This is a genomic window from Marvinbryantia formatexigens DSM 14469 (assembly GCF_025148285.1).
GTDB classification, from domain to species: domain Bacteria; phylum Bacillota; class Clostridia; order Lachnospirales; family Lachnospiraceae; genus Marvinbryantia; species Marvinbryantia formatexigens.
This window is the reverse complement of the sequence record NZ_CP102268.1, coordinates 408,005-433,339: the sequence shown is the minus strand read 5'-3', so window position 1 is coordinate 433,339 and position 25,335 is coordinate 408,005. Positions and strand designations below refer to the sequence as shown.

The following is a 25,335-nucleotide window of genomic DNA, read 5'->3' as shown; positions in this document are numbered from 1 at the left end:
AAACTGTTTATTTTGCATGTTGCGGACCGGGGCGGATTCGTGGTATAATGTTCACACTGACAAGGTGAAGCGTGAAACTGGCAGCTCTGGATACCGGCGCCATGCGGCGTCACCGGGAACGAATTTAAGAAAGAAGTGAAAAGATGCGGGACGTTTTAGACGTACATACACATACGCTTGCGAGCGGACATGCTTACAATACCATCTGGGAAATGGCGCGCAGCGCGAAGGAAAAGGGGCTTGCGCTTCTTGGCATCACGGACCATGCGCCCGAAATGCCGGGGAGCAGCCACGAATTTTATTTCTCCAATCTGAAGTCGGTGCCGCGCATGCTGGAGGGGATAACAGTGCTGCAGGGGGCGGAGCTGAATATTATGGATTACAGCGGAAGCGTGGATTTGCCGCAGCAGATCCTGCGGGAGCTGGATGTGGTGATTGCAAGCCTGCATACGCCGTGCATCACGCCCGGAACAAGGGAGGAAAACACCGGCGCTTATATTGCAGCCATGAAAAATCCCTACATTAATATTATCGGACATCCCGACGACGGCCGCTACGAAATCGATTATGAGCGTCTGGTGGCGGCGGCGAAGGAGACGGGCGTGCTTCTGGAAATCAACAACAGCTCTCTGAATCCGGCGGGGCTTCGCCAGAATACGGCGCCGAACGACCGGCTGATGCTGAAGCTGTGCAAGGAGCAGCAGGTTCCGGTGATTCTGGGAAGCGATGCGCATGTGGCTTCCGATATCGGACGGCACGAGCGGGCGGTGAGGCTGCTGGAGGAGCTGGATTTTCCGGAGGAGCTGGTGGCAAACCGCAGTGTGGAGGCTCTGATGCAGCATATTAATTACGGAAAACGCGACACAATTTCAATGGAGGAAAAAAGATGAGCAAAACAATCAGGACGGAAGCGGTAGACCATCTGTTTGAGGCAGTTTTACAGTTAAAGAATAAAGAAGAATGCTATCTGTTTTTTCAGGACGTGTGCACGGTCAATGAACTGCTGTCGCTCTCGCAGCGCTTTGAGGTGGCGCGGATGCTGACGCAGAATAAGACCTATCTGGAGATTGCGGAACAGACAGGGGCTTCCACGGCTACGATCAGCCGTGTCAACCGCTCTCTGAATTATGGAAGTGACGGATACCAGATGGTATTTAAACGGATGGAAAAGAATCAATAATTTTTTCGATAATCTGTTTTTTTACATAGACATCAAAACTCAGCAGACACAGGAAGGAGAAAAGACGCAGATTCTCCTGTTCCTCTTCGGGAGCATCTGCGAAGGTTTGCTGCGCTGTCTGGTAATCTGCCAGCAGCTCATCCTTCAGCAGCTCAATCTGCTCCTTCTCCATGCTGAACACTTCGCGGTAAAGGGCTTCGATATTTAAGCCCTCCTGGTTTTTAAAATATTTTTTCGCCAGCGGACCGAGCAGCGCCTGGATATCGGTGATTGAGAGAAAGCCTTTAAAATAATAAATAAAAATCAGAATCAGAACATGCTCCTTGGAGTATTTCTTCTTGTCCGGGGCAGGCAGCAGGCGGTTTTTGGCATAATTGTTGATCATGGTTTTGGTGAGTACTTTATCTTCCGGGTAGCGTTTTGCAGTGGAAAGCTGCGCGTCCATAAAGGTCGTCACCTGGTCCATGTATAAGTCAATGTTGGGAATATCATCCGGCTTGATGTAGTCCATATGGGAAAGGCTCTCCAGAATGCTCTGGAGTATATCGTCTGGATTAATTGTCATAATTCACGTGTCCCTCCTTATGGACTACATTATACAGTTTTTAAAACTACATGACAAGTATAAAATAAATTTTCGGAGGAAAAATGAGTACATACGACAATTTAAATGAGATGCAGCGGGAGGCGGTCCTTCACACCGAAGGTCCGCTTTTGATACTGGCAGGCGCAGGTTCCGGAAAAACGAGGGTCCTGACGCACCGCGTGGCATATTTAATAGAAGAAAAGGGGGTAAAGCCGTGGAATATTCTGGCGATTACCTTCACCAACAAAGCGGCGGGCGAGATGCGTGAGCGCGTGGATAACCTTGCGGGACCGGAGGCGGGAAGCGTGTGGGTATCCACCTTCCATTCTCTGTGTGTGCGCATCCTGCGGCGTTTTATTGACCGTCTCGGCTATGAAAATAATTTTACGATTTACGATACAGATGATCAGAAATCGCTGATGAAGGATATCTGCAAAAAGCTGAATATCGATACAAAGATGTTGAAGGAACGCACGATTCTTGCCGCCATTTCCTCCGCGAAAAATGAGCTGATTTCCGTGGAAGCGTTTGAAAAGCAGAATTTCGGGGACTTTAACAGGCGCAGGATCGCCGCGGCATATACGGAGTACCAGGAGCAGTTAAAGCGCAATAACGCGCTGGATTTTGATGATTTGCTGATGAAAACGGTGGAGCTGTTCCAGAGCTGCGAGGACGTGCTGGCGTACTATCAGGATCGCTTCCGCTATATCATGGTGGATGAGTACCAGGACACCAACACCGCGCAGTTCCGGCTTATCAGCCTCCTGGCGGCAAAGTACCGCAATCTGTGCGTGGTCGGCGACGATGACCAGTCAATCTATAAGTTCCGCGGCGCCAACATCCGCAATATTCTGGATTTTGAGACGGTTTTTGACGACGCGAAGGTCATCCGGCTGGAGCAGAATTACCGCTCAACAAAGCACATCCTGGAGGCGGCGAACAACGTCATTAAGAACAATGTCGGCAGAAAGGAAAAAACGCTCTGGACGGAAAATGAAGAGGGCAGTCTGATTAAGGCGAAGCAGTTTCCGAGCGCGTTCGATGAGGCGGAATTCGTCGCGGAAAATATTGCCGGACAGGTGCGCCGGGGCGAGGCGCAGTACGGGGATTTTGCCGTGCTGTACCGCACAAACGCGCAGTCGCGTCTGTTTGAGGAAAAATTTCTGATGGCGAATATCCCGTATAAGATTGTCGGCGGTGTAAATTTCTATGCCAGAAAGGAAATCAAGGATTTGCTCTGCTATCTGAAAACGGTGGACAATGCGCGCGATGACCTTGCTGTGCGCCGCATCATCAATGTTCCGCGCAGAGGCATCGGGGCGGCAACGCTGACGAAGGTGCAGAGCTATGCGATGGACCATGAAATCAGCTTTTACCAGGCGCTGGAGCAGGCGGCAGAGATACCGGGACTGGGACGCAGCGTTTCAAAGCTGCAGGATTTTGTCACCTTTATACGGACGCTGCGCAGCCAGGCGGAATTTCTTGGCGTCAATGAGCTGCTCGGACAGATTATCGAGTCGACTGGCTACGTAAAGGAGCTGGAGGCGGAGGATACGGACGAGGCGCGCGCAAGAATCGAAAATATTGATGAATTGATATCGAAGGTCGTTACTTACGAGGAAAGTACCGGGGAACCGAGCCTTAGCGGTTTTCTGGAGGAGGTCGCGCTGGTTGCGGATATCGACAGCCTTGACGAAAATGAGAGCCGGGTGGTTCTGATGACGCTGCACAGCGCCAAGGGACTGGAATTTCCCAATGTGTATCTGACCGGGATGGAGGAGGGACTTTTCCCAAGCCATGTGGGCTTTGATGAGGACCCCGACGCCCTGGAGGAGGAGCGGCGGCTCTGTTATGTGGGAATCACGCGGGCGATGAAGCATCTTACGCTGACCTGCGCCCGTATGCGCATGACGCGCGGCGAGACGCACATGAGCGCGATGTCGCGCTTCCTGCGGGAGATTCCGCAGGAGCTGCTGGAGACGAAAAAGAAAACGGCGGCGGAAGAGACGGCAGGCGGGACGAACGGGACAAAGAGCGCGTGGAAAAAGCCGGAGCCGCCGGCAGATTCGCCCTATATGCAGGCAAAACGGGCGTTCCGCAGCAAGGCGTTCGACGCCAATGCGTTTAAGGTGACGAAGGCGGACCATCTGGATTACGGTGTGGGCGACACGGTGAAGCATATAAAATTCGGCACCGGCGTGGTGCAGGCAATCGCGGACGGCGGCAAGGACTACGAGGTGACGGTCGATTTTGAACGCTGCGGGGTGAAAAAGCTGTTTGCGGCGTTTGCAAAGCTGCAGAAATTGTAAATTTGGTATGGTAAAGACAGAGGTTTTGTGTTATACTATGAAAAACATACGAAATGAAATCTAAGAAAGGATGTGCACGACATGAACAAATTCGAAGATTTATTAGCAGCAATCCAGAAAAAAGAGGATGAGAAGGCAAAAAATACGGTATTGTGGATTCTGGCAATCATCGGTGCGGTAGCGGCAGTTGCGGGTATCGCGGTTGCGGTTTACAAGTATCTCACCCCGGATTATCTGGAAGACTTTGATGATGACTTCGATGACGATTTCGACGACTACTTCGAGGATGAGCTTGAAGAGGAAGAAAAAGAAGAGGCGCCGGAAAAGGAAAAAGAGGCAGAAGAGGAAGAAGAAATCTTTGTAGATGAAGAAGAAAAACCGGCTGCAGAAGAAAAATAATCCCATCGCAGAGCGATTTTAAATGGGTTTTTGCAGGTAACAGGACAGCAGGTCTGCGCTGTTACACATAACTGCCGGCAAGAATGAGCCGCCGCATATATTGCGGCGGCTGTTTTATCTTAATGGAGAGTTTTTGGAGGAGAGCATATGAAAAAGGGACAGGTTCTGGAAGGAAAAATTGCTGAGGTTTTATTTCCGAATAAGTGTGTAACGATTGTTGAGGGAGAAGAAAAGCCGGTCATCGTAAAAAACGGGATTGCCGGACAGCGGGTGCGGCTTTCTGTCAATAAAATCCGTAAGGGACGGGCAGAGGGGCGTATCCTGGAGGTCCTGGAAAAATCACCGCTGGAAATCGCCTCCCCGTGTCCGCATTTTGCAGACTGCGGCGGCTGTACGTATCAGAACCTTCCATATGAAGCGCAGCTTGCCCTGAAGGAGCAGCAGGTAAAAAAGCTGCTGGATGAGGTATGCCCGGAATATGTTTTTGAGGGCATCCTTGGCAGTCCGGAGCAGTCCGGCTACCGCAATAAAATGGAATTTTCTTTTGGGGATGAGTATTTTGGCGGACCGCTGGCGCTCGGTATGCACAAACGCGGAAGCTTTTACGATATTGTGACGGTTTCCGGCTGCCGGATTGTAGATGAGGATTTTCGCAGGATACTGGCGTGCGTGCTGGATTATTTCCGGGAAACACAAACGCCGTTTTATCATAAGCTGAGACACACCGGCTACCTGCGCCACCTGCTGGTGCGCAAAGCCAAAAAAACCGGGGAAATTCTGATTGATCTGGTGACAACCTCCCGGCTGGAGCTGCCGGGCGCGGAGGATGACGCGGCGCAGGAGAAAGAGGCGGTTCCGAGAATCGGCGAAAGTGAAAATGCGCAGGGGTGTGCGGCGCAGGAGGACGAGACGGTTCAGCGAACCGGCGAAAGTGAAAATACGCAGGGGTGTGCGGCGCAGGAGGACGAGACGGTTCCGAGAATCGGCGAAAGTGAAAATGCGCAGGAGAATGGCGGACAGACAGGGGCGGCGCTCCTGCAGGGGCTTGCGGAACGCCTCCGTGCGCTGCAGCTGGACGGGACGATTGCCGGAATTCTTCACACCGTGAACGACAGTCTTGCCGATGTGATAAAAAGTGACAGGACGGATATTCTGTACGGCAAAGACTTCTTTTATGAGGAGCTTCTGGGACTGCGCTTTAAAATATCGCCGTTTTCCTTTTTTCAGACGAATTCCCTGGGAGCGGAGGTGCTCTACGACAGGGCGCGTTCCTATGTAGGAGAGACGAAAGACAAAACAATTTTCGACCTGTATTCCGGTACCGGAACCATCGCGCAGATTCTTGCCCCGGTCGCCCGGAAGGTAGTCGGTGTAGAAATCGTGGAGGAGGCGGTAGCGGCGGCAAAAGAAAATGCGGCGGCGAACGGACTGGATAACTGCGAATTTCTGGCAGGCGATGTGCTGAAGGTTATTGATTCCGTGGAGGAAAAGCCGGATATCATCGTGCTCGACCCGCCGCGCGATGGCATCCACCCAAAGGCGCTGGAAAAAATAGGTGCGCATATTAGGGCAAAAAGAATGATATACATTTCCTGCAAGCCGACCAGCCTTGCACGTGATCTTGCAGAGCTTCAAAAATACGGATACCAGGTTGACCGGGTCTGCTGCGTTGATATGTTCCCCGGCAGCGTTCACGTAGAAACTGTCTGCGAGCTGGCCTTGAAAGAGAATCAGCAGAACGACCAGTAAATAGTAATATCGTTATTTAGCACAACAACTTTGTCTATAAGGGAATGAATAAGCCGTTGCATAGCTTCCAGATCGCCGGAAGCTATGATGGCAGAGAAACCCTGCAAGCTTTTCCAGGTTGCGTCCAGAGAACAGGAAGCTGTGGCAGAATCTGAAGAAAGAAGGTTCTGCTGGAGCTTTTCTTTTTCTTCTTTAAGAGTACCCAGGCGCGCGCTTATCTCTTCCAGACAGACAAGACCGGTCTGATAAATATTTAGCAGCCTTCCGGTCTGCTTATCTATTTCTGCTATGCGTTCCTGTATAGCAGAAAAATCCAATGGCTTTTCATCACGGCAGCGTTCCACCATCGAATCAAAATAAGACCGGTCAATGGAAAGCTTTTTAATTTCATTAATAATCACGGCATCCAGTTCTTCCACGGTATACGGATGTAATCGGTTGGAACAATGATTCGATTTTATCATAGCTGCAGAGGTGCGGGCCACAGAATGACATATATATTTTTTCTTCGTTTTTGACACCTTTCTGGCATACATGCGGGCTCCGCAATCACCGCAAAATAACAGACCTGTCAACAGATTATCCCCACGGCCAGGCGTTCCCAGAGCATATCGGTAGGAGCGTTTATCAATGGCTTTGTTATGTTCAAGAAGAGCAGCAGCCATATACCAGTCAGTTTCGCTTATAATTGCTTCATGGATTCCGTCAAACAGTTCCCCGTTTAAGCGGACTTTACCCATATAAACGGGATTTGATAGTATGCGCCGGATTGCCGTATTTTTTGCCCAGTCGTACTGGCCAGGTCCATATTTGTCCAGCATATAGCGACCGATTGCACTAAGCCCGGTGCCGCTCAGAAATAAGCGGAATACTTCGCGAACCATAATAGAAGTGTAAGGATTTACGAGCAATTCATTGCATCCATCTTTGAATTTATAGCCGAGTGGAGCATGGGATCCGGAAAAGTATCCTTTACGAATTTTCTCAACGCGACCAAGAGTAGTCCGGATGCGGATGTTTTCTCGTTCCATTTGAGCGAAAGCTGCCAGGATTCCAACAATACACCGACCGAATGGCGTGGATGTATCGAAGCTTTCCATAACAGAAATGAAGTCACAACTATTAGCCAGGAACACATCTTCTAAAAGAATAAGTGTATCCTTCTGAGAGCGGGAAAGCCGGTCCAGCTTCCAGACAAGTATTTTTTTACAACGATTGGAACGGACGTCCGTTATAAGTTCCTGGAGACCGGGCCGGTCCATTGACGTGCCGGAGTAACCAGGATCTATGCAGACCCGGTTTATTGTATAGCTCATGGCTTTACAATATGCCTGGAGTTTCGCTTCCTGGGCTTCCACGCTGTACCCTTCTTCTGCCTGTTCGGTTGTTGATACCCGGATATAGAGGTCAGCTACATTTTCAAAGGATTTCACAGCCACAGATAGAGGAATCCCGTTTTTTTCTGTTTTCATATTATAGCACCACCTTTAAAAAAGGGCATAAAAATAGCCCTTGCCTTCTTGTGTTTTCGGCCGGGCCATGCTATAATAACACTTGCTCGGAGTGCTTTATAGCATGGCTGAAAATGCCTTACAGCATTGCCAGCCGCCCCGCCCACATGGTCGCGCCAACGACCGGGCGGGGTTTCGTTTTTTGCTACATTAGTAGGGGCTCCTTTGTATTAAGTACCCAGGGATTTTTATTCTTCATTCATTATATCTTCGATTTCTCCGGTGTCAGTATAAAGCCAATAATCTTTAAGCAGATTTCCACCAAAGAGTGTCTTGGCACTATGCTCTTCACCGTCCACATATTCAAACACCGATATGCTAATCGTATTTGACAGCACTTCTTTAATTCGATATGTTTCCATACGAGTTGTATTAATGATAGCGTGGATTTCATCACTTGAGGTGAGAAATTCTTCAGCAAAATTTAGGGCGTAATCTCCTATTTCCTTTTCTGTGGAAACAAAGGAAAGGCGCCAGTTCCCAGTAACATCATCACTGATTGCTCCTCTATAATCGACTTGGATTGTCTCATCTTTCAATTCTGATTCCGTTTCTTCGGAAGGAACTTCACTACTTTTGGTTAAACTGAGCTTCAGATCATAGAATCCTTCATCTTTCGGTTTCGCATACGTAAAAATAGCCGCCTCCGTTTCGCTTTCTTCTTCGGTCAAAGAAGCATATGCAGGAACCATATTTTCACACATAAGTGCTGTAACGATTATAAGGGCAATAAGTTTTTTTCTTTTTAACATATGTTAGGCCTCCTTTTCATTTTCGTGATAAACAATGCTTTTGCTGGTAGCGGCGTTTATACCAGGTAAAGCAGATGATTTTCCACTTGCTTTTTCTTGAAGTTCTAGACTACGCCGGTAGGCTGCAACTTCGGCTTCTATATCAATTTTACCGGGATTCTCTGCAGGAAATTCTGGGCTATCGATATCAGCACATCCTGCGGCGACATCCGCAAGGAAGTCTAAAATCACATCACGCTCGCGGCGGCTGAGGTTTGAAAATTTTTCAACGACAACATAGTCGCGACGAGAGTAACCGTATTCTTCGGCCAGAGCATCCAACGCGGTGTTGGGGGCAGCTTTAAACATTTCCCCGGTACCTTCCCTTAACCATTCTTCCCGGACGTTAAACTCACGGCAGATGGCAAATATAGTTTGATCAGAAGTATTGCGTCCATTTTCAATTAAAGCAACACTATTTCTTTTAATTCCTATACGCTCGCCAAATTCCTGCTGCGTAAGTTCGAGGGTTTTTCGCACTTTTTTTATGCGTTCGTTTACATTCACGTTATGACCTCCTTCCTATGCAATAGGATAGCATGAATAAAGTCCTCATGTCAACAAAAAGTTCTTAAATCAACAAAAAAACATTGACAATATATATTTAAGGACATATAATAGTCGTAAATTCAACAAAAAGAAAGGGGACTTCAACATGACTTGCAGGACAACGGAAAAAGTGGGTTTTAAAAGTTCGATGTTAAATGATACCCGCAAATTTGCAGAACTGTACTCCAAGCTTCCAAAGGAAAAAAAGGAGATTGTGATTGCCTATATGGCAGGCATGGAAGCGCAGGAAAGGTTAAGCAGCGAGGAACCTTCTGCCGAGATGACGGAAGGAGCGGACATATGAGGAAGACCGGTCAGTTCAGTTTTGGCGGACGGGGCGGCTGGAGCCAGCTATAAACACTTTGAGCAAAGTCCCGCGTAAGGCGGGCAGAAGGAAACATTATGGAGAAAGAAAACCTTGATTTAAAGACGGCGATACAGATCGCTAAGATTGTTTCAACAGTTCCGGAGGACCGGATGCCGATAATCTGGGACATTTTCAGCAAGGCCGGGCTTGACATTGGAGGTCTTGACGAGATGGCAGAGTGGAAGGCGCTTACAAAGCAGGCGTTTCTGATTGATACGGCGCAGTTTTTGACGGAGATCACAAAAGGCCGGGAGACCGTAAACGGAGAATACCGGATCCCGGTGGAGGAGTTCAATACATTCTGCAGCAGGCAGAAATTAAACGCCCGCTGCACCAGGAAGTACCTGGCCGGAATTGAGGCCATCCGGACCGCGAAGCTACTCAGCGGAAAAGTAGAGTATACCCCAGCCGTTGCAGTTCCCGGAACAAGTAACAGTACATACCGATGCGTCTGCATTTATTCGGACTGGCAGGAGCGCATAAAGGACAAGGTCACACAGTAAAGGAGGAGCAGAATGGAATATGAGGAGCTGAAAAGCGGAATTACTACCCACTTAAACAACGCCGCTGAGGACTTCTTTATGGTTGGCTATTTCTTGCGGCAGATCAGCGAGAACGCGCTTTTTGTTGAGGACGGATATAAAAGCATCTGGGAATTTGCAAAAGGCGAGTACGGCTTAAGCACTTCCAGTGCGAGCCGGTTTATGGCGATCAACGCCCGCTTTTCCATAGACGGCGGCGAGCACATGGCCGAGAAGTACATCGGAATGGGCGTAAGTAAATTACAGGAAATGTTAGGGCTTCCGGATGAGGAGCTGGAGAAGATAACGAAAGAAACGACGGTCCGGGAAATACGGGCCATGAAAAAGAAGCAGGAGGAGCCGCTTTCCTTCTTCGGACTTCCAAAGACAGTCCGGCCGGAAGGTTCGCTGCTTACCACGCCCGGATGTGGTGGCGGCAAGTATGATTGCTTTTCTTGTAGCAGGGAATGCGGCATAAGGCAGGAGGAGAGATACTGCCGGACGGCCACCCTGGGAAACCCGTTTCCTTGTTCGCAGCTTAACAGCGAAGAATGGAAAAGAAGAATACGGTTCAGCATGTATAAAGACGAGTGCCAGTTATTGCATCAGGAGCTGGCGCCGGTAAGAGCAGGCGACGGAGAACCGGATCCCTGTTGCCTTTATTGCGAACATAAAACCTGTTTTAACCGTTGCGACGTCGCAAAGAAAAAGGACGATGGGGAGCGCAAGGCGCAGGAGGCAGCGCGGCGCCAGGAAGAACGCGAACGCGAGGCAGAGCGGCCGGAGCCGACCGAAAAGGACATAGTGGCATTTTATAAATGGGCCGGTTTTAAAACCAGCGACCAGATCAAGGCCGAGGCCTTGAAACGGAGATACCGCAACGCTGGTGGAGGCGGCGGTCGGGAGCTTAAGGACTACCAGGGGAGCGCCAGGGGAATCCGGATCAATCATAAAAAGGAGCTTACCTGGGTGCAGATTGTAAAACGCCTTACGGAGTACCAGGAAAAGGAGCGGCAGGCAGAGGAAGCAGCAGCCGCAAGGTTCACGCCGGAAGAAAAAGCGCCGGAAATTATAGACGCCGATTTTCGGGAAGTTGAGGAGCCGAAGTCGGATCGGGAAAAGAAGGAGCTTTTAAAGGAGAAAGAGCCGGAGTTTATAACGGCTTTCTATAAGAACTTGTATTCGGGAGAGAAAGAAACCATTAAAACGAAGAAACCAGCCGACATTACAAAGATGCTTAAAAAGGAGCATGGAGAATCCTATGACAGCGGAAACGATGGGAACGGGCTTTTATGGAATTGTTATCCGGATAAAATATGCTTTTCTTTGAGCGGACTGGGCGCGGCTTTGCAGATTACCTGGGGAAAATACACCACAAAGCTGCTGCAGATACTTGAAGAGCACTCGGAGATCGAAACAGATCCGGAGGCCGTAGAAGTACAGGACGAGCCGAAGAATGATCCGGCCCAGGAGGCAGCAGTGACCGGGGATGAACGCGGGGAGACCGGGGAGCCGGAGGAAGAAACCAAAAGCGAGAACCAGGAGGGCGAGATCGTAGAGCAGGATCCAGAGCACTATGAACCGTTCGACGTTTGGATGCTTCTTAAGGACCACGAAAAGGACTTGCAGGCATACAGGGACGCCGGGATGCCGGACAACCTTATGCAAAAGCAGCGGATTTTGACAGACGCCCTGCAGCTTCTTTATAACAGCGTAAAGGAGGCGGACGAGGATGATTAAACATATCTTATCAGACGGCCGCGTTCTTGACAGTATAGAGGGCTTCTGTATTCCGTACACAGAGGCTACAGCGACGGTCTACCGCCTTCTGGCGGAGATTTTGGAAGGAGGTGGAGGAGTTGAAAACAGAGCAGAGAAAACGCGCCATACGGCGGCGCAGAAGGCGGCAGCAGCAAATTAAGCGCCGGATCCTATACGTAGGAATTATAACCGTAACAATAACCGCAGCGTCTACTTTTGTTTCCCTGGCAGCAGCGAGAAGATCGGCAGAGCCAGCGGCGCCAACCGTTAAGACCGTACCGGCCGCCGTTCAGATTGTAACGGAACCAGAAACGGAATCAGAAGCGGAAGTCGTGACGGAAACGCCGATTATTGGAAGCCTGGATTACGATACAGAAGATGCCTATATATTGACGAAGATGGCTATGGCGGAAGCAGAGGGAGAAGATACGGAAGGAAAGGCACTTGTTATTCTGGTTATCCTTAACCGGGTATGGTCCGAACAGTTCCCGGACACGATCCGCGAAGTTGTTACCCAGGAGAACGCCTTTACTTCTTACAGCGACGGACGTTACGACTGGGTGGAGCCGGATGATGACTGCCTGGCAGCACTGCGTCTGGTTGAGAACCACTGGAATGAGAGCCAGGGGGCCCTTTACTTTGAACGGACTCCGGCTCCAGGAGAAAGTACCTGGCACAGCAGGAACCTTGAAAAGCTATTCACACACGGAAACCATACTTTTTACAGGGAGAAGGAGGTGAGCGGGGAATGAAGATGGCGTTAAAAGACGGGCAGATCCTTATTAAGGAGGCCGACAACAACCAGTTTTTAATCATTAAGAGTTGGAACAAGATGAAGTGGAGCAAGGCGGAACAGATGCTTTACGGACCGGCCGACATGGAATTACTTAATAAACTGGCCGGGCTTGTACGGCTTCCGGCACCGATTGAGGAGCGACGACAGCATTTGAACAAAGTAGCCGAGGCCGTAGACCGGGAGCGGATGAAGGAGGAGCCGGTGCCGGTCTATAAGTACCCGGTCAAACTTCCGCTATACAAGCACCAGATACGCGGGGCAAATATGGCGCTTATGGTTTTCGGATTGATTGAGCCACCGGGAGAGGAGGCAGGCCGTGAGAAGAAGTGAAAGACTGACGGAGCAGGAACGAACCTTTGCGGAACAGAACCATGACCTCGTCTATGCTTTTTTGAACCAGAACCACCTGCAGGAAAGCGAGTTTTACGATGTAGTGGCATGGGGATATTTGAGGGCCGTCCAGAGATACCACCGGGAGCCGCAGCTTAAGAAATATAGCTTTTCGACGATTGCCTGGAATGCTATGCGTTGTTACGTTGGCAACAAACGGAGATCCGACCAGATCCGAAACGCCGTGATCGCTTTCAGCATAAACGAATTGACAGAAGAAGGAACCGAGTACGGAGAGTTTATCCGAAACGCAAAAGACGCATTCTGGGAATTGGAGCAGCAGGAGAACCTGGAGGAGCTTTTAAGCAAGATTATGCCGGTGCTTACCGAGAACCAGAAAGATCACATTATAGCAGCACTTGAGGGCTATAAACCCTGCGAGATTATGCAAAAAGAACATATATCCGTACAACACTACCAAAAGGACAGAAAGGCTATACAGGCGGCAGCAGCCGAAGTATTACCGGTCTTTTCTGGCGGGGGGGGTACTTAATATATGGCTTTTCAAAAGGATAGAGACGCCCTGGATGGGGCTATATACGCTATTGAGGCGTTGGCGCGCCTTGATATATATAAAAAACAAAATGGAGGTATTAGCACGATGAGCGAAAAAGTAAAAGTAACACTTGAAATGCCGGGAGGAGTAAAGAAGGAGCTTACCGACGACACGGTAATTTGTTTTACAGTAGAGCAGGCAAAAGAGTTTATGAGCGGCCGGGCGAAGCTTGTAGAGGCGAAGGCCGTAAGCATGGGCCAGGATATCCCGGAACCTATTTTTGCGCCGACGATTGGCGCCCTTGTAGGGAATTACCTGGAAATGAGTCCAAACAGCGGCGGAAAGGTTACGACATCCTATAACCTTCATACCGTAGCGGAGCTTTTGGAGAAGAAATCGGAAGAATTGAGAAAGCAGGTAACGCCGGAAGAGGTAGAGGACAGCCTGCAGGAGGCGCTTAAGAGCTTGTTTGAAACGTTGCGGAGGTAGGACATGGCAGCAGGGAAAAAGACCGCCGAAGGGCGGGGCTTCGGTTTTCTTTTCGAGATGGGCTGCGGAAAGACCTTGACGGCCATAGCTACGATGGGCGCAGCCTACGAGATGGGAGCCATTAAGACCGTACTTATAATAGCGCCTACTTCGGTATGCAGCGTATGGCCGAAAGAGTTTGACGAGTACGCAGACTTCAAATACAACGTAGCTGTCCTTTTGGGAGATAAGCAGAAACGGCTGGCGGCCCTTCGGAGCCTTGCCGCCTTCCCCTTTGAGGCCTTGCGGGTGGCGGTCATAAACTATGAAAGCACCTGGCGCGAGGGTATTTTTGAGGCCCTTCTTGATTGGCATCCGGACATGATAATCTGCGACGAGAGCCAGCGGATCAAGGAACCGAAGGCGAAACAAAGCCGGGCAATGCACGAATTAGGAGACGCCGCAAAGTATAAACTTATTCTTTCTGGTACGCCGATCCAAAATAACGCGATAGACCTTTACAGCCAATACCGTTTTTTAGACCCTACGGTCTTCGGTACAAACTTTTTCGCGTTCCGTAACCGCTACGCCATTATGGGCGGCTTCGACCGGCGCCAGATTGTTGGCTATAAGGATTTAGACAAGCTGATCCAGAAGGAGCACAGCGTCGCTTACAGGGTAACGAAGGAGGAGGCCTTAGACCTTCCAGAGCAAACATTTTTAACACAGTACATCACCCTGGAGGGGAAGGACAAGCAGCTTTACAACCAGATTAAGCGGGACAGCTTCGCAGAGTTGGAGGACGGCGGACAGATAACCGCGCCGACCGTTCTTACAAAGCTATTAAGGCTGCAGCAGTTCACAGGCGGATTTATCCAGGCGGACGAGGGCATCAAGCCGGAGTTTGTATTTAAGGGAAAAATAAACGCCCTGGAGGATATTCTGGACGATTACGTTATAAGCGCCGGTAAGAAACTTGTTATCTTCTGCCGGTTCCGGCCGGAGATTGACTTAATAAGCGACAGTCTTAAAAAGAAGAAGATCCGGTTCGCCAGCATTTACGGCGACATCAAGATCGAGGACCGGGGGCCGATTGTAGAGGACTTCCAGAAGAATCCGGAAACAAAGGTATTTCTGGCCCAGATCGACACGGCCGGTCTGGGCATTACCTTAACGGCAGCCGACACCTGCGTCTATTATAGCGAGAATTTCAACTACGCAGCATACAGCCAGAGCCTGGCCCGTATTCACAGGATCGGCCAGAAGAACCGCTGCACATACATTCATTTAGTAGTTGAACACAGCATAGACGAAACGATCTTAAAGGCCCTGGCAAGGAAAGAGGACCTGGCCAAAACGGTCGTTGATGATTGGAGGCAGTATTTCTGATGAAAGCGAGAATAGCGACGATTGAGCCGGGAAACGCAAAACTGATCCGAAACCTTGACGGAAAGGGGCGGCTTATTCTTCCGGGCGACTTCCGGGAGGCCGCAGGCTTCACACCGGACGAGCCGGTGGAGGTTGAGCTGGTAAGCGTAGGCGGCCGGACGGGCTTTTTAATTACGGCAGCATTTAAGGAGGAGAATCAGTGAAAACAGATACGAAGTTAAGAATTATTGATAAGGTGCTGCGCTTCCTTATCCGGCTTGAGGAAAAGCTGGTTGACGCTTTCAGCCCTTATCTTGAACCGGGCGAGCTTAAGGAGTACAGAGCCCGGATAGCACAACACAAACAGGAAATGGAGGAATAGCAGTATGGACATTGTAACCATGATAGACCAGTATAAGGAGCTTCTGGATCGGAAGGACGCGCTGGCCGACCAGACTAAGGAAAACAATAAGGCGATCCAGGAGGCCAGGGACGCCCTGGCGCAGGCCATGATCGACGCCGAGATGCCGAAGGTTAGCCGGAATGGCTTTTTGTATAGCTTGCAGGACAAGACCAAGTACAACAAAAAGGCCTGCGACGATGAGGAGTTTTTCAGCGTTCTGGAGGAAAACGGCCTCGGCGACCTTATTAAGCGGACCGTAGACGCCCGCACATTATCAAGCGCTATGGCGGCAGCAGCGGAGGAAAACGACGGAGTCCTGCCGGAGGAATATGAGGATTATATAAGCGTTTACCAGTTCTACGACATCGCCAAGCGCAAGGAAACTAATAAGACGGCAAAAAGAGCCAAGCAGAAGGAGGAGTAACAATGTACCAGATGGAGCTTGATCTGCGCTTAGATTACGAGCGCAACTTAAAGGACAATTTGAACACCGTTGCCCGGTTTGCTGGGGAGCAGATGCGCCAGAACATGGAGGAGGAAGGGCGTCCCCTTAAAACCGTAGAGAGCAAGCAGGAGGCCTATGGAATCGCCGCGCAGCAGTATGTTAAGGTCGCAAGCAAGGCGAAGATGCTTAAGAGCGAAATGGACGATTTTTTAAAGCTTCTGGACGCGGATGGAGAAGCCACCCAGGTGGCCGGAACGATTTATAACGCATCAATGGAGCTGTCCCAGGAGGCAATCCTTATAGCGGTCCAGGCTTCCCGGATTCTTTCAGACCTTTATTATACGGAGCCGAGGACACCTATGGAAGAATTTCTGGAGCCCGGAGAGCTTGACGACGAAACAGGAGAACAGGAGGGTGCTGAGTAATGGCAGGAATTGGAGTAGAGGAAGTAAAGACCGTAAACATCACGACCACGGACGGGCAGAAAATCAAGGCAGGCGACGCGCTGGTGCTTTGCATTAAAGGTGAGGACATTCTGTGCCGCTTTATTGAGCTTGACAAGGGCGGCTATTTTGTAACGGAGCCGATCTTAAACAGAGGGGAGCCCGTAATGGTAAAATACCGGCTTAATTCGATTGCGGCCTGCTATAAGGTTACACAATTTACCTGGGATGACCGGGAGATGCAGCAGGAGGCAGCCGAGGAAGCAGACCAGGACGCGGCGCAGGACGTACTGCAGCCGGGCGCATAATAAAACTTTAGAGGAGGACAAACACGATGGCAAAGAACGAAGTAGCAGTAACGGCAGATACTTTTAAACTGATCACACTTACCGGCGACCTAGCTGAGGCAGTAGCGGAGGAGATGGACGGGCTCGGCTCTATTCCCTTCGACCGTGTCAAGATCCCTTCCGGGGGCGGCCTGGCTTTTGAGGTTCCGGGAGAGGATGAGGAGGACGCAGAGAGCGCGACGGAGCTGATCGGCGTTATTTTAGACCATAACCCGGTCAATTCCTACTGGGCGAACAAATTCACGGGAGGGAACGAGCAGCCGGACTGTTCCAGCTTTGACGGCAAACAGGGAGTTGTAAGAGAAACCGGAGAAGTTCGCAGTTGTGAAACCTGCCCTTATAACAAGTTCAGATCCGATAACGCCGGGAAGGCTTGTAAGAACATTCACAGGGTATTCATGTTAAGGGAAGGCAGCCCGGTGCCGCTTATTCTTTCCCTGCCGCCGACAAGCCTTAGATATATGCGGAATTACATCGCGAAGCGGGTACTTCTTAAGGGCTACCGCTGCTGGCAGGTACTTACAAAGATCACGCTTAAAAAGGAAAAAAGCAAGGACGGCATCACATACAGCCGCGCTGCCTTTACTTTCCTTGACGCATTGACGCCGGAGCAGGCGCAGCAGGCGGAAGCCATGCGGGACATGGTAAAGAGCATTTACCGGACAATAGACATCAACGCGAAGGATTACGGCCAGGCATCGGCAGGCGAGGCCGCAGCGCCGAAAACGGACGAGGCAGGCTTTATGAGCGTACCGGACGGGATCAACGAGGAGCTGCCGTTTAATTAAGCCGCAAAAACCTGCGGGGGGGGGCTCCGGCCTCTTCCCGCCCCGTAATAATTTTCGGAGGTAGGCAGATGGAAAAAGTATACATTATTTCCCGGTACGCAGCCGCGACAAAGAAGGAGCGCTGCTTTAATGAGCAAGTGGCCAGATACTTCTGCAGGCAGATTATGAGGGAAGGAAACCGGCCGGTCGCCCCGCATTTGTTTTACCCGCAGTTCAGCGATGACAGCAACCCGGAGGAACGGAAAGCAGGGCTTGAGCTTGCCTTAAGAGATCTTGACGAGTGCGACAGCTTTCTTCTTGTCATAATTGACGGCATAATCAGCGAGGGAATGCGCGGAGAAATTGAGCGCGTATCCAGGACGGAGAACCGGCGCGGCTACTTAGTAGCCATGAGCCGAAAAGAGGCGGAAAAACTGATTGAAGGAAGTGAGACGGATGATGCAGCCAGAAGTAAACATAGATCAGCTTGTCGACTATCAAACGGAATATTCAAGCTACATAAAAAAGCATAAAATAACCGGCGACCGGCTGACCGGTCTTTGTCCGTTCCACGACGATAAAAACAACAGCTTTTCGGCCGACTTAAAGACCGGCCAGTGGTACTGCTTTGCGGAAGGGCGTGGGGGAAACTTCACGACCTTTTACGCGGAGCTTAACGGGATCAGCACCGACGAGGCATACAAGCAGATACTGGACAAATATGGAGCGCTGAGAGCACCAGAGCCACCGCAGAAGAAGGAGAAAACACCAGGCCCGGAGTCTTATTCCCTGGAGGAATACGCTTTTAATAAGCGGCTTCCGGTCGAGTTTTTGAAGGAAGTATGCGGGGCAAGTACCGGAAAGGATAAAGACAAGAAATCTTTCCTTAAGCTGCCTTACTTCAACGAAGAAAAGACGGATCCTATTTTTCGGAAACGTTACGCGCATAAGGAATTTAGATGGAGTTGGGGCAGTTCCGGGAAGCTGATTTTATACGGAGACTGGAGGCTGCCAGAAATACGCAAGGCCGGGTGGGTGATTTTGGTAGAAGGCGAGAGCGATACACAGACGCTCTGGTGGCTGAAGTATCCCGCCCTGGGCGTACCGGGCGCGAGCAACTTTAAGGCAAAGATGGTCCCGAAACTTCAAGACCTGCGGCTTTATGTTCACGTTGAGCCGGATAAGGGCGGCGAGACATTCCTGCAGAAGGTCACGCAGACGTTAAGGGAAGGCGAATTTATAGGCGAGGTATATACCTGGAGCTGCCAGAGTTTCGGAGTTAAGGATCCTTCCCAGTTATTCATAGATAAGGGCGGCGGAGAAGGCGGCGAGGAGCAGGTCAAGAATCTGATAAACGGCGCCTTGAAGGCAGCCAAGCGCCTGGATCTTGACGATCTGAGCGATACCATACCGGAGGTCGTAAAGGGCGCACCGGTAAACTTAAGGCAGCCAGAAGGCTGGATGTATTCAGAAGGCGGGATCCGGAGAATCGACGAAAAGACCAGCCTGCCGGTTATGGTTTGCCGGACGCCGATCATATTAACGCAGCGCCTAAAGAGCATGGAGACAGGCGAGGAGAAGATGGAAATCGCCTTTAAGCGCGACGGAGCGTGGCATAAGGCCATTTTCCCCCGTTCTACGATTTTTACGGCGCGGAGTATAACCGTACTTTCCGACTTAGGATGCACGATCACCAGCGAGAACGCAAAGCAGGTGGTGCGCTTTTTGGAGGCCCTGGAGGCCGAGAACATAGACATTATAAAGAGAGCAGACAGCACCGGAACAATGGGCTGGCAGACGCGCGGCCGGTTCCTTCCGGGGCATGGCGACGACATTATTTTAGACATTGAACCATCCCTCCGGGGATGGGCGGCGGCTTACCATTATAACGGCACCTTCGAGGAATGGAAGGCCCTTATGGAGCCGCACCGGGAGCGCGACAAGTTCCGCTTTATCCTGGCCGCCAGCTTCACGGCGCCGCTGCTTCGCATATTACAGCAACGTATATTTTTTGTTTATAACTGGGGCGGCAGTAAAGGCGGCAAGACGGCAGCACTTAAGGCGGCACTTTCCGCCTGGGGCGATCCGGAGCGTTTAATGGTAAATTTCAACGCCACCCAGGTTGCCCTGGAGAGGATGGCGGGCTTTTATAACGATTTACCGATGGGCATTGACGAGCGGCAGCTTGCAGGACAGAAGCAGGAGAACCTGGAAAAGATTGTTTACATGATTGCCAGCGGCACAGGACGCGCCAGGGGCAGCAAGGGAGGCGGCCTGCAGGCACTTAATACCTGGCGGACCGTAGCCCTCGCCACCGGCGAGGAGCCGCTTTCTACGGACACGACGCAGACGGGCGTAAGTACCCGTGTGCTTGAGATATATGGCGGGCCATTTGACGATGAGAAATCGGCCAGCCTTATGCACCAGCAGGCACCGCAGCACTGCGGATGGGCCGGACCGGAGTTCATACGCCGGATCCTTCAAACGGACGAGCAAAGCATCCGGGATCAGTACGCCAGGATGACGGAGGAGGTCTACAAGATCGCAGACGGGACCAGCGGCGCCCACATTGCTGGAATCAGCGCGGTAGCGTTGGCTGACGCGATGGTGGAGGGCTGGATCTTCCACCCGGATCCAGATGCCGACGAGATGTCAGGGGCAAAAGTTCCGCTTGAGATTGCACCGGCCGCCTGGGAGCGGGCGCTTAAGATGGCAGAATCCATTATACGGGAGCAGTTAGCGGCCGGATCCGGCGACGTAAACGAGCACGCGACACAATTTATAGTTGATTGGATATTGAGCAACAAAAGCCAGTTCGGAGAGAAGGCAATCGGTACCTGTCTGGGAACGACCAGCGCGGACGGGCAGAAAGCCTATATATTCCCTTCGCTTTTAAACCAGGCACTAACGAAAGCAGGGTATAGCCCACGGAAAACAATTAAGTACCTGGCAGACCAGGAAATCATAACGAGCACACCGAAGGCAAACGGCGGGAAGGAATACTGCATAAGAAAATGGTTTGATAACCGGACAAGCCGCTTTATTGAATTTGATATAGGTCGCTTTGCAAAGAAGGTGGACGCTCTAAACGAGGACGAGGCAGCGGAAGCTATGCAGATTCCACCGCAGACGGACGAAGATGGTTTTATGCATCTTCCAGAGGACACGCCGACGCCATTCGATGGCGTTCAAGAGGAATTACCGTTCTGATTTTGTGCGCTTTTTCTTCCGCCTAAAAAATAGGCGTAATGCTAGGCGTAAGGTTAGGCGTAAGGCGAAAAATCCAGTATTTACGCGGCTTTCCAGCACTTTTATATATATTCTTACGTCCTTACGCCTATTTATAGGCTATATGTATTTTGGAAATTGGCGAGAAAATTCTTACCTTTTCTTTCAGAAACATGGTGTATGTTCCCAAAATAGGCGTAAGGCGTAAGAAATGCCCGCAAAGCCGCATAAAACCTACATTTTTTCATTACGCCTAAGATTTTTAGCAGGCGTAATGAACGAAACAGACGGAAGGAGGGACAAGGAAATGGAACAAGCGGAGAAATTAACGGTTTTACTTGAGAAATACCGAAAGAACAGGGAAAACGTGCCGCTTGAGGTATTGAAAACCAAGTATAAAGACGCCTACGAAAAGCTGAAAGCGGAAATTAAGACGGAGGCACAGACGCTTATAAGACCGGTGGCAACGAAGGTGCCGCCCTGGTTAGAGGGGCAGCTTATAAAGCAGGAATACGCCGAAGAAATGGCGGGAGCATTTAACCAGCTTTATGAGGCGGACTGTTATGCAAAGAAAATAGGGCAGGCGCTTTATAAGCATTACAGCATCACGGAGGCCTTGCAGCTTGCCGGAGAGGTAAACAGTAAATACCAGGAGGCGCTGCTTAAGATTTTCCACCAAAAGACCTGCCTTTATACCACGGCCGAAAATTGGGATCCGGAAAACCCAGTTACTCCCAGAATATACAACGCTCTTGTGGATAAGTTCTGGGACGAGGAAAAAGGTGAGTGGATAACCGCAGAGAAGCCGCCCGGAAACGCTTTATTGATATTCATAACAGGCGATAAGCCGGTCAGAGAGGAGGCAGACCATGAGTGAGGTTACTGAGAAATTGGAACCGGAGGACATCATAGAGAACCAGAAAGCGATGATAAGCAGACAGGCCAAGATCATTGATAACCTTGAGGAAGAATTAAGGATCGCCAGGAGCGACCGGGCGGAGCTTGAAAGGGCCATAGTAAATCATTTTGTGAACGATTGGAGAACGGGGAGGTCAGAATGAACAGAAACAGGAAAGGCGTTATGCCGGAGATAACCAGGGAAATCTATAAGAGCGTAAAGAAGTTTGATCGCCAGCAGTTCCAGAGTTTCTGCAGGGACCTTTACAGCTACGGCTTCGAGGATGGCCGGGCCAGCGTTCCGGGAATCGACCTTACAGCTATTTACGAGGCGATCGGAGCCACGAAGGGCATCGGGCCAAAGAAGCTGGAAGAGATTAAGCGGAGCATTGAGGCAGCCTTTACCGAGAAGGGGGCACAGAAGGAATGAGCGACAAAGAAACCATAGACGCAGCCAACACGCTGGCTCTTCAATACTTCACAGTCTACAACCGGCTGCTGCAGCTTACCGGAAATTCAGAGGAAGCGCTTAAGCTTACAGCGTCTTTGTTTACAGCCATGTTTGAAGGAAATCGGCCCCGGCCGGAACCGGGAACAGGCGGCTTTACATTATACTGGGATCGGAGGTAAGGAAATGAAGGTATTGAGCGTATGGCAGCCCTGGGCACAGCTTCTGGCCGCAGGGCATAAGCACAACGAAACCAGAAGCTGGCGGACAAATTACCGGGGCGAGATATTGATCCACGCCACCCAGAAGGATCCGCTTTTCGGAATTTCACAGATGCCAGAGGGAGCATGGGAACGTGCCCTGCGTTCCTTCGGACTTGAGGAAACCTTTAATCGTTTCCAGAAATTTCCCACCGGCGCCATCATTGGCAAAGCGAAACTTACAGACTGCAAATTGATTGATGATGCCTATTTTCAGTTTACAAGGGATCTTTGTCCGGAGGAATTTCTTTACGGAGACTTCACGCCGGGCCGTTACGCCTGGGTATTTGAGGAACCGGAGCTTTTTAAGAATCCGCTGCCGGTATCCGGAAGGCAGGGCTTGTGGAATTGGAACGGAACCATCTGGAGCAAAGACGGAAATTTATATATTGAGGAGGATAAGACATGACAGACCAGAAAATGAAAGCAATTAACGCCTGGGTGCAGAGAGTAAATAAAAATTCCCTTGAGGTACAGGACAAGCTGGCCATAGCAGGAGCCACGATGGAGATGCTGGAGAAGCTGGAGCCGATTTACGATAAATACCAGGGGAAGAACGGACCCAAGGAGGCGAGGCACCGATGATAAACTGGGAGCAGTTTAAGACAGAGGAGGAGGCCCTGGCGTACATTATGGCAGAGAAGGGCATAAACGCAACGGATGCCAGGAAGTACCTGCAGAGGAATCTGCCGAAAGAGAGCTATTACCAGGATAAGATCATAAAGCACATAAGAAAGATTTTTCCCTTGTCCGTTGTTTGGAAGGAGGCGGCTGGCGCATACAGCCGCCAGGGCATCCCGGACGTAACGGCTGTAATAAACGGCCGTTACTACGGCTTTGAGGTAAAGCGCCCTTTCGTTGGAGTTTTAAGCAAAATCCAGGAACAGACCATAAAGAGAATCAGAGCGGCAGGCGGTCGGGCCTACGTTGTGACATATCCGGCAGAGGTTACGGAGCTTTTAAGAGAGGAGATCAAAGCATGAGTAGAGAGCAGGAGCTTATAGAAAATTTGGAGGAACGGCTGAAAGAGATTGAAGGTTTTTGTACTTTTTCACTACCAGAATCAGACTTAACAATTATTCGGGATGCTTTGCGCGTAGCTTCCAGGAAAGACGTTACGCAGGAATACGCCCGGATGTTAGAAGCGTTTGAATGCGATTTTGTCCTGGCAAGGGACGACGGCCAGGAACACGGACTTGATGAGTTGCAGCTTAAAATTGAGAACGGAGACAAGCGCTTACTTAGAGATATTGAGTTGTTGGAAAAGGTAGTTACCGGCATAAGATACGGCAAAATAAAAATTGTGGAGATGGAGGCGGGCAGCATTGAAGAATAAAGAGGGATATCCGGACCCCACTGCTGCCCAGGCCATAGCAAGCGTAAGGCGGAGCGAAAAACGCCGGAAAAAGGAGGAGAGCCATGAATCGGGCACAAAAAAGAAAACTTATTCAGATGCCGAAGGGAAAACCGAAGCATAACACTGCCAGCGCGGCGGCCAGTAACGCGCATACCGGCATCACGGCTCAGAACGCCCAGGGCATCATAGACAATTTACCGATCCCGCAGCTTGTGGCCGGAATAAACAATCTTTTGAAACAGTTAGAACAGCGGGGCATCCCGATTTATGACTGGGACGACAGCGACCGGACACTTTACCGGCTGCAGATGCGCAGGGGAAAGGTTTTTTACCTTGCAGCGACAGAGGCCTTAGAACCGGAGGAGGAAAATCCGGAGAAAGAATGACATAAGGAGGGAATTTACAGTGAAGCAGCGTAAACCGAAGATCAGTCCGGATGAGGCCCGGCACAACGAGGAAATAGAAGCCTTGAGCAACTATTTAAGCCAGTACAGGAAGGCGAAGCGAAGAAAAGCCAGCCTGGAAAAACGGCTTATGGAAATAAGGGAGGATATGAAGCACCCGATCAGCGCGGTCGGGTATTCTCCGATTAATGCGCCAACGAACACAATCAGCGCAGGGAGCGCAAGTTTTACTTTTCGGACGACGGATTGTGAGCTCAAAATTTATGAGCAGGCAGACCAGGCCACGAAGGATCTTTTAAAAATCATGGATATTATGGATTATTTGGACAAGAGCAGCGACGAGCGCGAGGCCCTGGAGATTTACTACATAGACGGCCATACATGGGAATTTGTAGCCGAAAAAATGGAAATAAGCCGGAGCCAGGCTTACAACCTTCGCCGCGCAGGCCTTGAAAAGCTGCTCACTTTTAAGCGGGTAAAGGAGATTGTAAAAAATTTTGAGGAAGGGGAAGCTGATAAATAAAGACACCCCCTATAATACCCCCTGGTATTTTAAGATTTTTTAGATAGTATTTACGCGGCTTAACTGCAATGGATATGCACCAGGGCAGCGGGAATAATGGCAGGATATAAGGCAGGAGTGCTGTATACAGGCATAAGCAGAAGAAAAATAAAACTTTTTTATTTTTTGTACTGTTTTGGACTATTCAACGTGGTAAGATAGTAGTGCTGAAACAGAGGTAAAAAAACAGCCCACACACTGAGCCATAATAATTCTCCTTAGATAGGATTGCTTTGTATGTACCATTGCATATAGAACGGTCCTATTTCTATACACTTATTATATAGAGAACAAAGAGAACAGGAGAGTGTACGAGACATAGCAGGGGAAGAAGGCAGAGGAAGCGGGGCAAACGCAGCACACAAAGAGAAGCGGCCGCGCACTCTTATACACAGAGACAACGCGCAGAGAGAAGACGCTTACATTGTCAAGAGGGAAGCGCGGCGGCCATTGAGCGATGTGACGTTGTAACGGGGAGGCAGGACAGCAAGGCAGCCAGGGTGCGAGCGTAAAATATAAGGACACACCCAAAG

The 25,335-nt window shown here is 50.3% G+C and carries 36 protein-coding genes; 32 read left to right on the top strand and 4 right to left on the bottom strand.

Annotation, left to right across the window (positions count from 1 at the left end):
- Positions 1-143 precede the first annotated feature (143 nt).
- Both NQ534_RS02360 and NQ534_RS02355 read left to right on the top strand, forming a co-directional pair.
- A complete protein-coding gene (locus NQ534_RS02360; protein WP_006863874.1) occupies positions 144-890 on the top strand; it encodes a phosphatase in 747 nt (248 codons plus the stop codon).
- On the top strand, positions 887-1,180 hold the full coding sequence (locus NQ534_RS02355) for a YerC/YecD family TrpR-related protein (protein ID WP_006863875.1): 294 nt from the start codon (positions 887-889) through the stop codon (positions 1,178-1,180). The genes NQ534_RS02360 and NQ534_RS02355 overlap by 4 nt, the downstream gene beginning before the upstream one ends.
- Here the strand turns inward: NQ534_RS02355 and NQ534_RS02350 are convergent.
- The gene (locus NQ534_RS02350) at positions 1,155-1,745 is read right to left on the bottom strand and encodes a DUF1836 domain-containing protein (protein WP_006863876.1); all 591 of its coding nucleotides are present in this window, start codon (positions 1,743-1,745) and stop codon (positions 1,155-1,157) included. The two genes, NQ534_RS02355 and NQ534_RS02350, sit on opposite strands and share 26 nt — an antisense overlap.
- A gap of 83 nt (positions 1,746-1,828) precedes the next feature.
- On the opposite strand from NQ534_RS02350, the gene pcrA reads away from it, so the two are divergent.
- From pcrA to rlmD, 3 genes are all read left to right on the top strand, one after another.
- On the top strand, positions 1,829-4,075 hold the full coding sequence (gene pcrA, locus NQ534_RS02345) for a DNA helicase PcrA (RefSeq protein WP_074680199.1): 2,247 nt from the start codon (positions 1,829-1,831) through the stop codon (positions 4,073-4,075).
- Positions 4,076-4,156: 81 nt separating this feature from the next.
- Positions 4,157-4,474 carry a hypothetical protein gene (locus NQ534_RS02340; RefSeq protein ID WP_006862283.1) on the top strand — a complete coding sequence of 106 codons (318 nt, stop codon included), beginning with the start codon at positions 4,157-4,159 and terminating at the stop codon, positions 4,472-4,474.
- 147 nt (positions 4,475-4,621) lie between these two features.
- The gene (gene rlmD / locus NQ534_RS02335; protein WP_006862284.1) at positions 4,622-6,223 is read left to right on the top strand and encodes a 23S rRNA (uracil(1939)-C(5))-methyltransferase RlmD; all 1,602 of its coding nucleotides are present in this window, start codon (positions 4,622-4,624) and stop codon (positions 6,221-6,223) included.
- On the opposite strand, the gene NQ534_RS02330 is transcribed toward rlmD, so the two are convergent.
- The 3 genes from NQ534_RS02330 to NQ534_RS02320 all read right to left on the bottom strand — a co-directional run bounded on the left by NQ534_RS02330 (position 6,205) and on the right by NQ534_RS02320 (position 9,032).
- Positions 6,205-7,695: a recombinase family protein gene (locus NQ534_RS02330; RefSeq protein ID WP_006862285.1), complete on the bottom strand. Its 1,491-nt coding sequence runs from the start codon at positions 7,693-7,695 to the stop codon at positions 6,205-6,207. The two genes, rlmD and NQ534_RS02330, sit on opposite strands and share 19 nt — an antisense overlap.
- 227 nt (positions 7,696-7,922) lie before the next feature.
- Complete coding sequence (locus tag NQ534_RS02325) at positions 7,923-8,486, bottom strand: hypothetical protein (RefSeq protein WP_006862286.1); 564 nt, start codon at positions 8,484-8,486, stop codon at positions 7,923-7,925.
- 3 nt (positions 8,487-8,489) lie between these two features.
- Positions 8,490-9,032, bottom strand: a complete 543-nt coding sequence (locus NQ534_RS02320; protein ID WP_006862287.1) for a helix-turn-helix transcriptional regulator — start codon at positions 9,030-9,032, stop codon at positions 8,490-8,492.
- Between the two features lie 148 nt (positions 9,033-9,180).
- Between NQ534_RS02320 and NQ534_RS02315 the strand changes: the two genes are divergently transcribed.
- The 27 genes from NQ534_RS02315 (at position 9,181) to NQ534_RS02185 (ending at position 24,763) form a co-directional block, all read left to right on the top strand.
- The gene (locus NQ534_RS02315) at positions 9,181-9,378 is read left to right on the top strand and encodes a hypothetical protein (protein WP_006862288.1); all 198 of its coding nucleotides are present in this window, start codon (positions 9,181-9,183) and stop codon (positions 9,376-9,378) included.
- A gap of 98 nt (positions 9,379-9,476) precedes the next feature.
- A complete protein-coding gene (locus NQ534_RS02310; RefSeq protein ID WP_006862289.1) occupies positions 9,477-9,944 on the top strand; it encodes a hypothetical protein in 468 nt (155 codons plus the stop codon).
- A gap of 12 nt (positions 9,945-9,956) precedes the next feature.
- Positions 9,957-11,702 (top strand): hypothetical protein, encoded by a 1,746-nt coding sequence (locus tag NQ534_RS02305; RefSeq protein ID WP_006862290.1) that lies wholly within the window; start codon positions 9,957-9,959, stop codon positions 11,700-11,702.
- Positions 11,695-11,883 (top strand): BOW99_gp33 family protein, encoded by a 189-nt coding sequence (locus NQ534_RS02300; protein ID WP_006862291.1) that lies wholly within the window; start codon positions 11,695-11,697, stop codon positions 11,881-11,883. The genes NQ534_RS02305 and NQ534_RS02300 overlap by 8 nt, the downstream gene beginning before the upstream one ends.
- Complete coding sequence (locus tag NQ534_RS02295) at positions 11,822-12,475, top strand: cell wall hydrolase (protein WP_242655360.1); 654 nt, start codon at positions 11,822-11,824, stop codon at positions 12,473-12,475. Before NQ534_RS02300 ends, NQ534_RS02295 begins: the two co-directional genes overlap by 62 nt.
- Positions 12,472-12,849, top strand: coding sequence for a hypothetical protein (locus NQ534_RS02290; RefSeq protein ID WP_006862293.1), 378 nt, complete (start codon positions 12,472-12,474; stop codon positions 12,847-12,849). Before NQ534_RS02295 ends, NQ534_RS02290 begins: the two co-directional genes overlap by 4 nt.
- Positions 12,836-13,402, top strand: a complete 567-nt coding sequence (locus tag NQ534_RS02285) for a hypothetical protein (protein WP_006862294.1) — start codon at positions 12,836-12,838, stop codon at positions 13,400-13,402. The genes NQ534_RS02290 and NQ534_RS02285 overlap by 14 nt, the downstream gene beginning before the upstream one ends.
- Positions 13,403-13,510: 108 nt before the next feature.
- Complete coding sequence (locus NQ534_RS02280) at positions 13,511-13,894, top strand: hypothetical protein (protein ID WP_040783544.1); 384 nt, start codon at positions 13,511-13,513, stop codon at positions 13,892-13,894.
- A gap of 3 nt (positions 13,895-13,897) precedes the next feature.
- Positions 13,898-15,262 (top strand): DEAD/DEAH box helicase, encoded by a 1,365-nt coding sequence (locus NQ534_RS02275; RefSeq protein WP_006862296.1) that lies wholly within the window; start codon positions 13,898-13,900, stop codon positions 15,260-15,262.
- The gene (locus NQ534_RS02270) at positions 15,262-15,465 is read left to right on the top strand and encodes a division/cell wall cluster transcriptional repressor MraZ (protein ID WP_006862297.1); all 204 of its coding nucleotides are present in this window, start codon (positions 15,262-15,264) and stop codon (positions 15,463-15,465) included. The genes NQ534_RS02275 and NQ534_RS02270 overlap by 1 nt, the downstream gene beginning before the upstream one ends.
- Positions 15,462-15,623 (top strand): hypothetical protein, encoded by a 162-nt coding sequence (locus tag NQ534_RS02265; RefSeq protein WP_006862298.1) that lies wholly within the window; start codon positions 15,462-15,464, stop codon positions 15,621-15,623. Before NQ534_RS02270 ends, NQ534_RS02265 begins: the two co-directional genes overlap by 4 nt.
- Positions 15,624-15,627: 4 nt before the next feature.
- The gene (locus tag NQ534_RS02260) at positions 15,628-16,068 is read left to right on the top strand and encodes a gp33 family protein (protein ID WP_006862299.1); all 441 of its coding nucleotides are present in this window, start codon (positions 15,628-15,630) and stop codon (positions 16,066-16,068) included.
- 2 nt (positions 16,069-16,070) lie between these two features.
- Positions 16,071-16,514 (top strand): hypothetical protein, encoded by a 444-nt coding sequence (locus NQ534_RS02255; RefSeq protein ID WP_006862300.1) that lies wholly within the window; start codon positions 16,071-16,073, stop codon positions 16,512-16,514.
- Positions 16,514-16,840, top strand: coding sequence for a hypothetical protein (locus NQ534_RS02250; protein ID WP_006862301.1), 327 nt, complete (start codon positions 16,514-16,516; stop codon positions 16,838-16,840). The genes NQ534_RS02255 and NQ534_RS02250 overlap by 1 nt, the downstream gene beginning before the upstream one ends.
- Positions 16,841-16,866: 26 nt before the next feature.
- Complete coding sequence (locus tag NQ534_RS02245) at positions 16,867-17,667, top strand: hypothetical protein (RefSeq protein WP_006862302.1); 801 nt, start codon at positions 16,867-16,869, stop codon at positions 17,665-17,667.
- A 68-nt stretch (positions 17,668-17,735) separates the two neighbouring features.
- Positions 17,736-18,179: a DUF7768 domain-containing protein gene (locus NQ534_RS02240; protein WP_006862303.1), complete on the top strand. Its 444-nt coding sequence runs from the start codon at positions 17,736-17,738 to the stop codon at positions 18,177-18,179.
- Positions 18,103-20,856, top strand: a complete 2,754-nt coding sequence (locus tag NQ534_RS02235) for a DUF927 domain-containing protein (RefSeq protein WP_143115878.1) — start codon at positions 18,103-18,105, stop codon at positions 20,854-20,856. Before NQ534_RS02240 ends, NQ534_RS02235 begins: the two co-directional genes overlap by 77 nt.
- Positions 20,857-21,181: 325 nt before the next feature.
- A complete protein-coding gene (locus NQ534_RS02230; RefSeq protein ID WP_143115877.1) occupies positions 21,182-21,751 on the top strand; it encodes a hypothetical protein in 570 nt (189 codons plus the stop codon).
- The gene (locus NQ534_RS02225) at positions 21,744-21,935 is read left to right on the top strand and encodes a hypothetical protein (RefSeq protein ID WP_006862306.1); all 192 of its coding nucleotides are present in this window, start codon (positions 21,744-21,746) and stop codon (positions 21,933-21,935) included. The genes NQ534_RS02230 and NQ534_RS02225 overlap by 8 nt, the downstream gene beginning before the upstream one ends.
- Positions 21,932-22,201 carry a hypothetical protein gene (locus NQ534_RS02220; RefSeq protein WP_006862307.1) on the top strand — a complete coding sequence of 90 codons (270 nt, stop codon included), beginning with the start codon at positions 21,932-21,934 and terminating at the stop codon, positions 22,199-22,201. Before NQ534_RS02225 ends, NQ534_RS02220 begins: the two co-directional genes overlap by 4 nt.
- Complete coding sequence (locus NQ534_RS02215; protein WP_006862308.1) at positions 22,198-22,401, top strand: hypothetical protein; 204 nt, start codon at positions 22,198-22,200, stop codon at positions 22,399-22,401. Before NQ534_RS02220 ends, NQ534_RS02215 begins: the two co-directional genes overlap by 4 nt.
- Before the next feature lie 4 nt (positions 22,402-22,405).
- Positions 22,406-22,888: an ASCH domain-containing protein gene (locus NQ534_RS02210; RefSeq protein ID WP_006862309.1), complete on the top strand. Its 483-nt coding sequence runs from the start codon at positions 22,406-22,408 to the stop codon at positions 22,886-22,888.
- Positions 22,885-23,064 carry a hypothetical protein gene (locus tag NQ534_RS02205; protein WP_006862310.1) on the top strand — a complete coding sequence of 60 codons (180 nt, stop codon included), beginning with the start codon at positions 22,885-22,887 and terminating at the stop codon, positions 23,062-23,064. The genes NQ534_RS02210 and NQ534_RS02205 overlap by 4 nt, the downstream gene beginning before the upstream one ends.
- Positions 23,061-23,462, top strand: coding sequence for a hypothetical protein (locus tag NQ534_RS02200; protein WP_006862311.1), 402 nt, complete (start codon positions 23,061-23,063; stop codon positions 23,460-23,462). The genes NQ534_RS02205 and NQ534_RS02200 overlap by 4 nt, the downstream gene beginning before the upstream one ends.
- Entirely contained in the window at positions 23,459-23,815 is a 357-nt protein-coding gene (locus tag NQ534_RS02195; RefSeq protein ID WP_006862312.1) for a hypothetical protein, read from the top strand. Before NQ534_RS02200 ends, NQ534_RS02195 begins: the two co-directional genes overlap by 4 nt.
- 83 nt (positions 23,816-23,898) lie before the next feature.
- Positions 23,899-24,222, top strand: a complete 324-nt coding sequence (locus tag NQ534_RS02190) for a hypothetical protein (protein WP_006862313.1) — start codon at positions 23,899-23,901, stop codon at positions 24,220-24,222.
- A 19-nt stretch (positions 24,223-24,241) separates the two neighbouring features.
- Positions 24,242-24,763 carry a hypothetical protein gene (locus tag NQ534_RS02185; protein ID WP_006862314.1) on the top strand — a complete coding sequence of 174 codons (522 nt, stop codon included), beginning with the start codon at positions 24,242-24,244 and terminating at the stop codon, positions 24,761-24,763.
- The last annotated feature ends 572 nt before the right edge of the window (positions 24,764-25,335 follow it).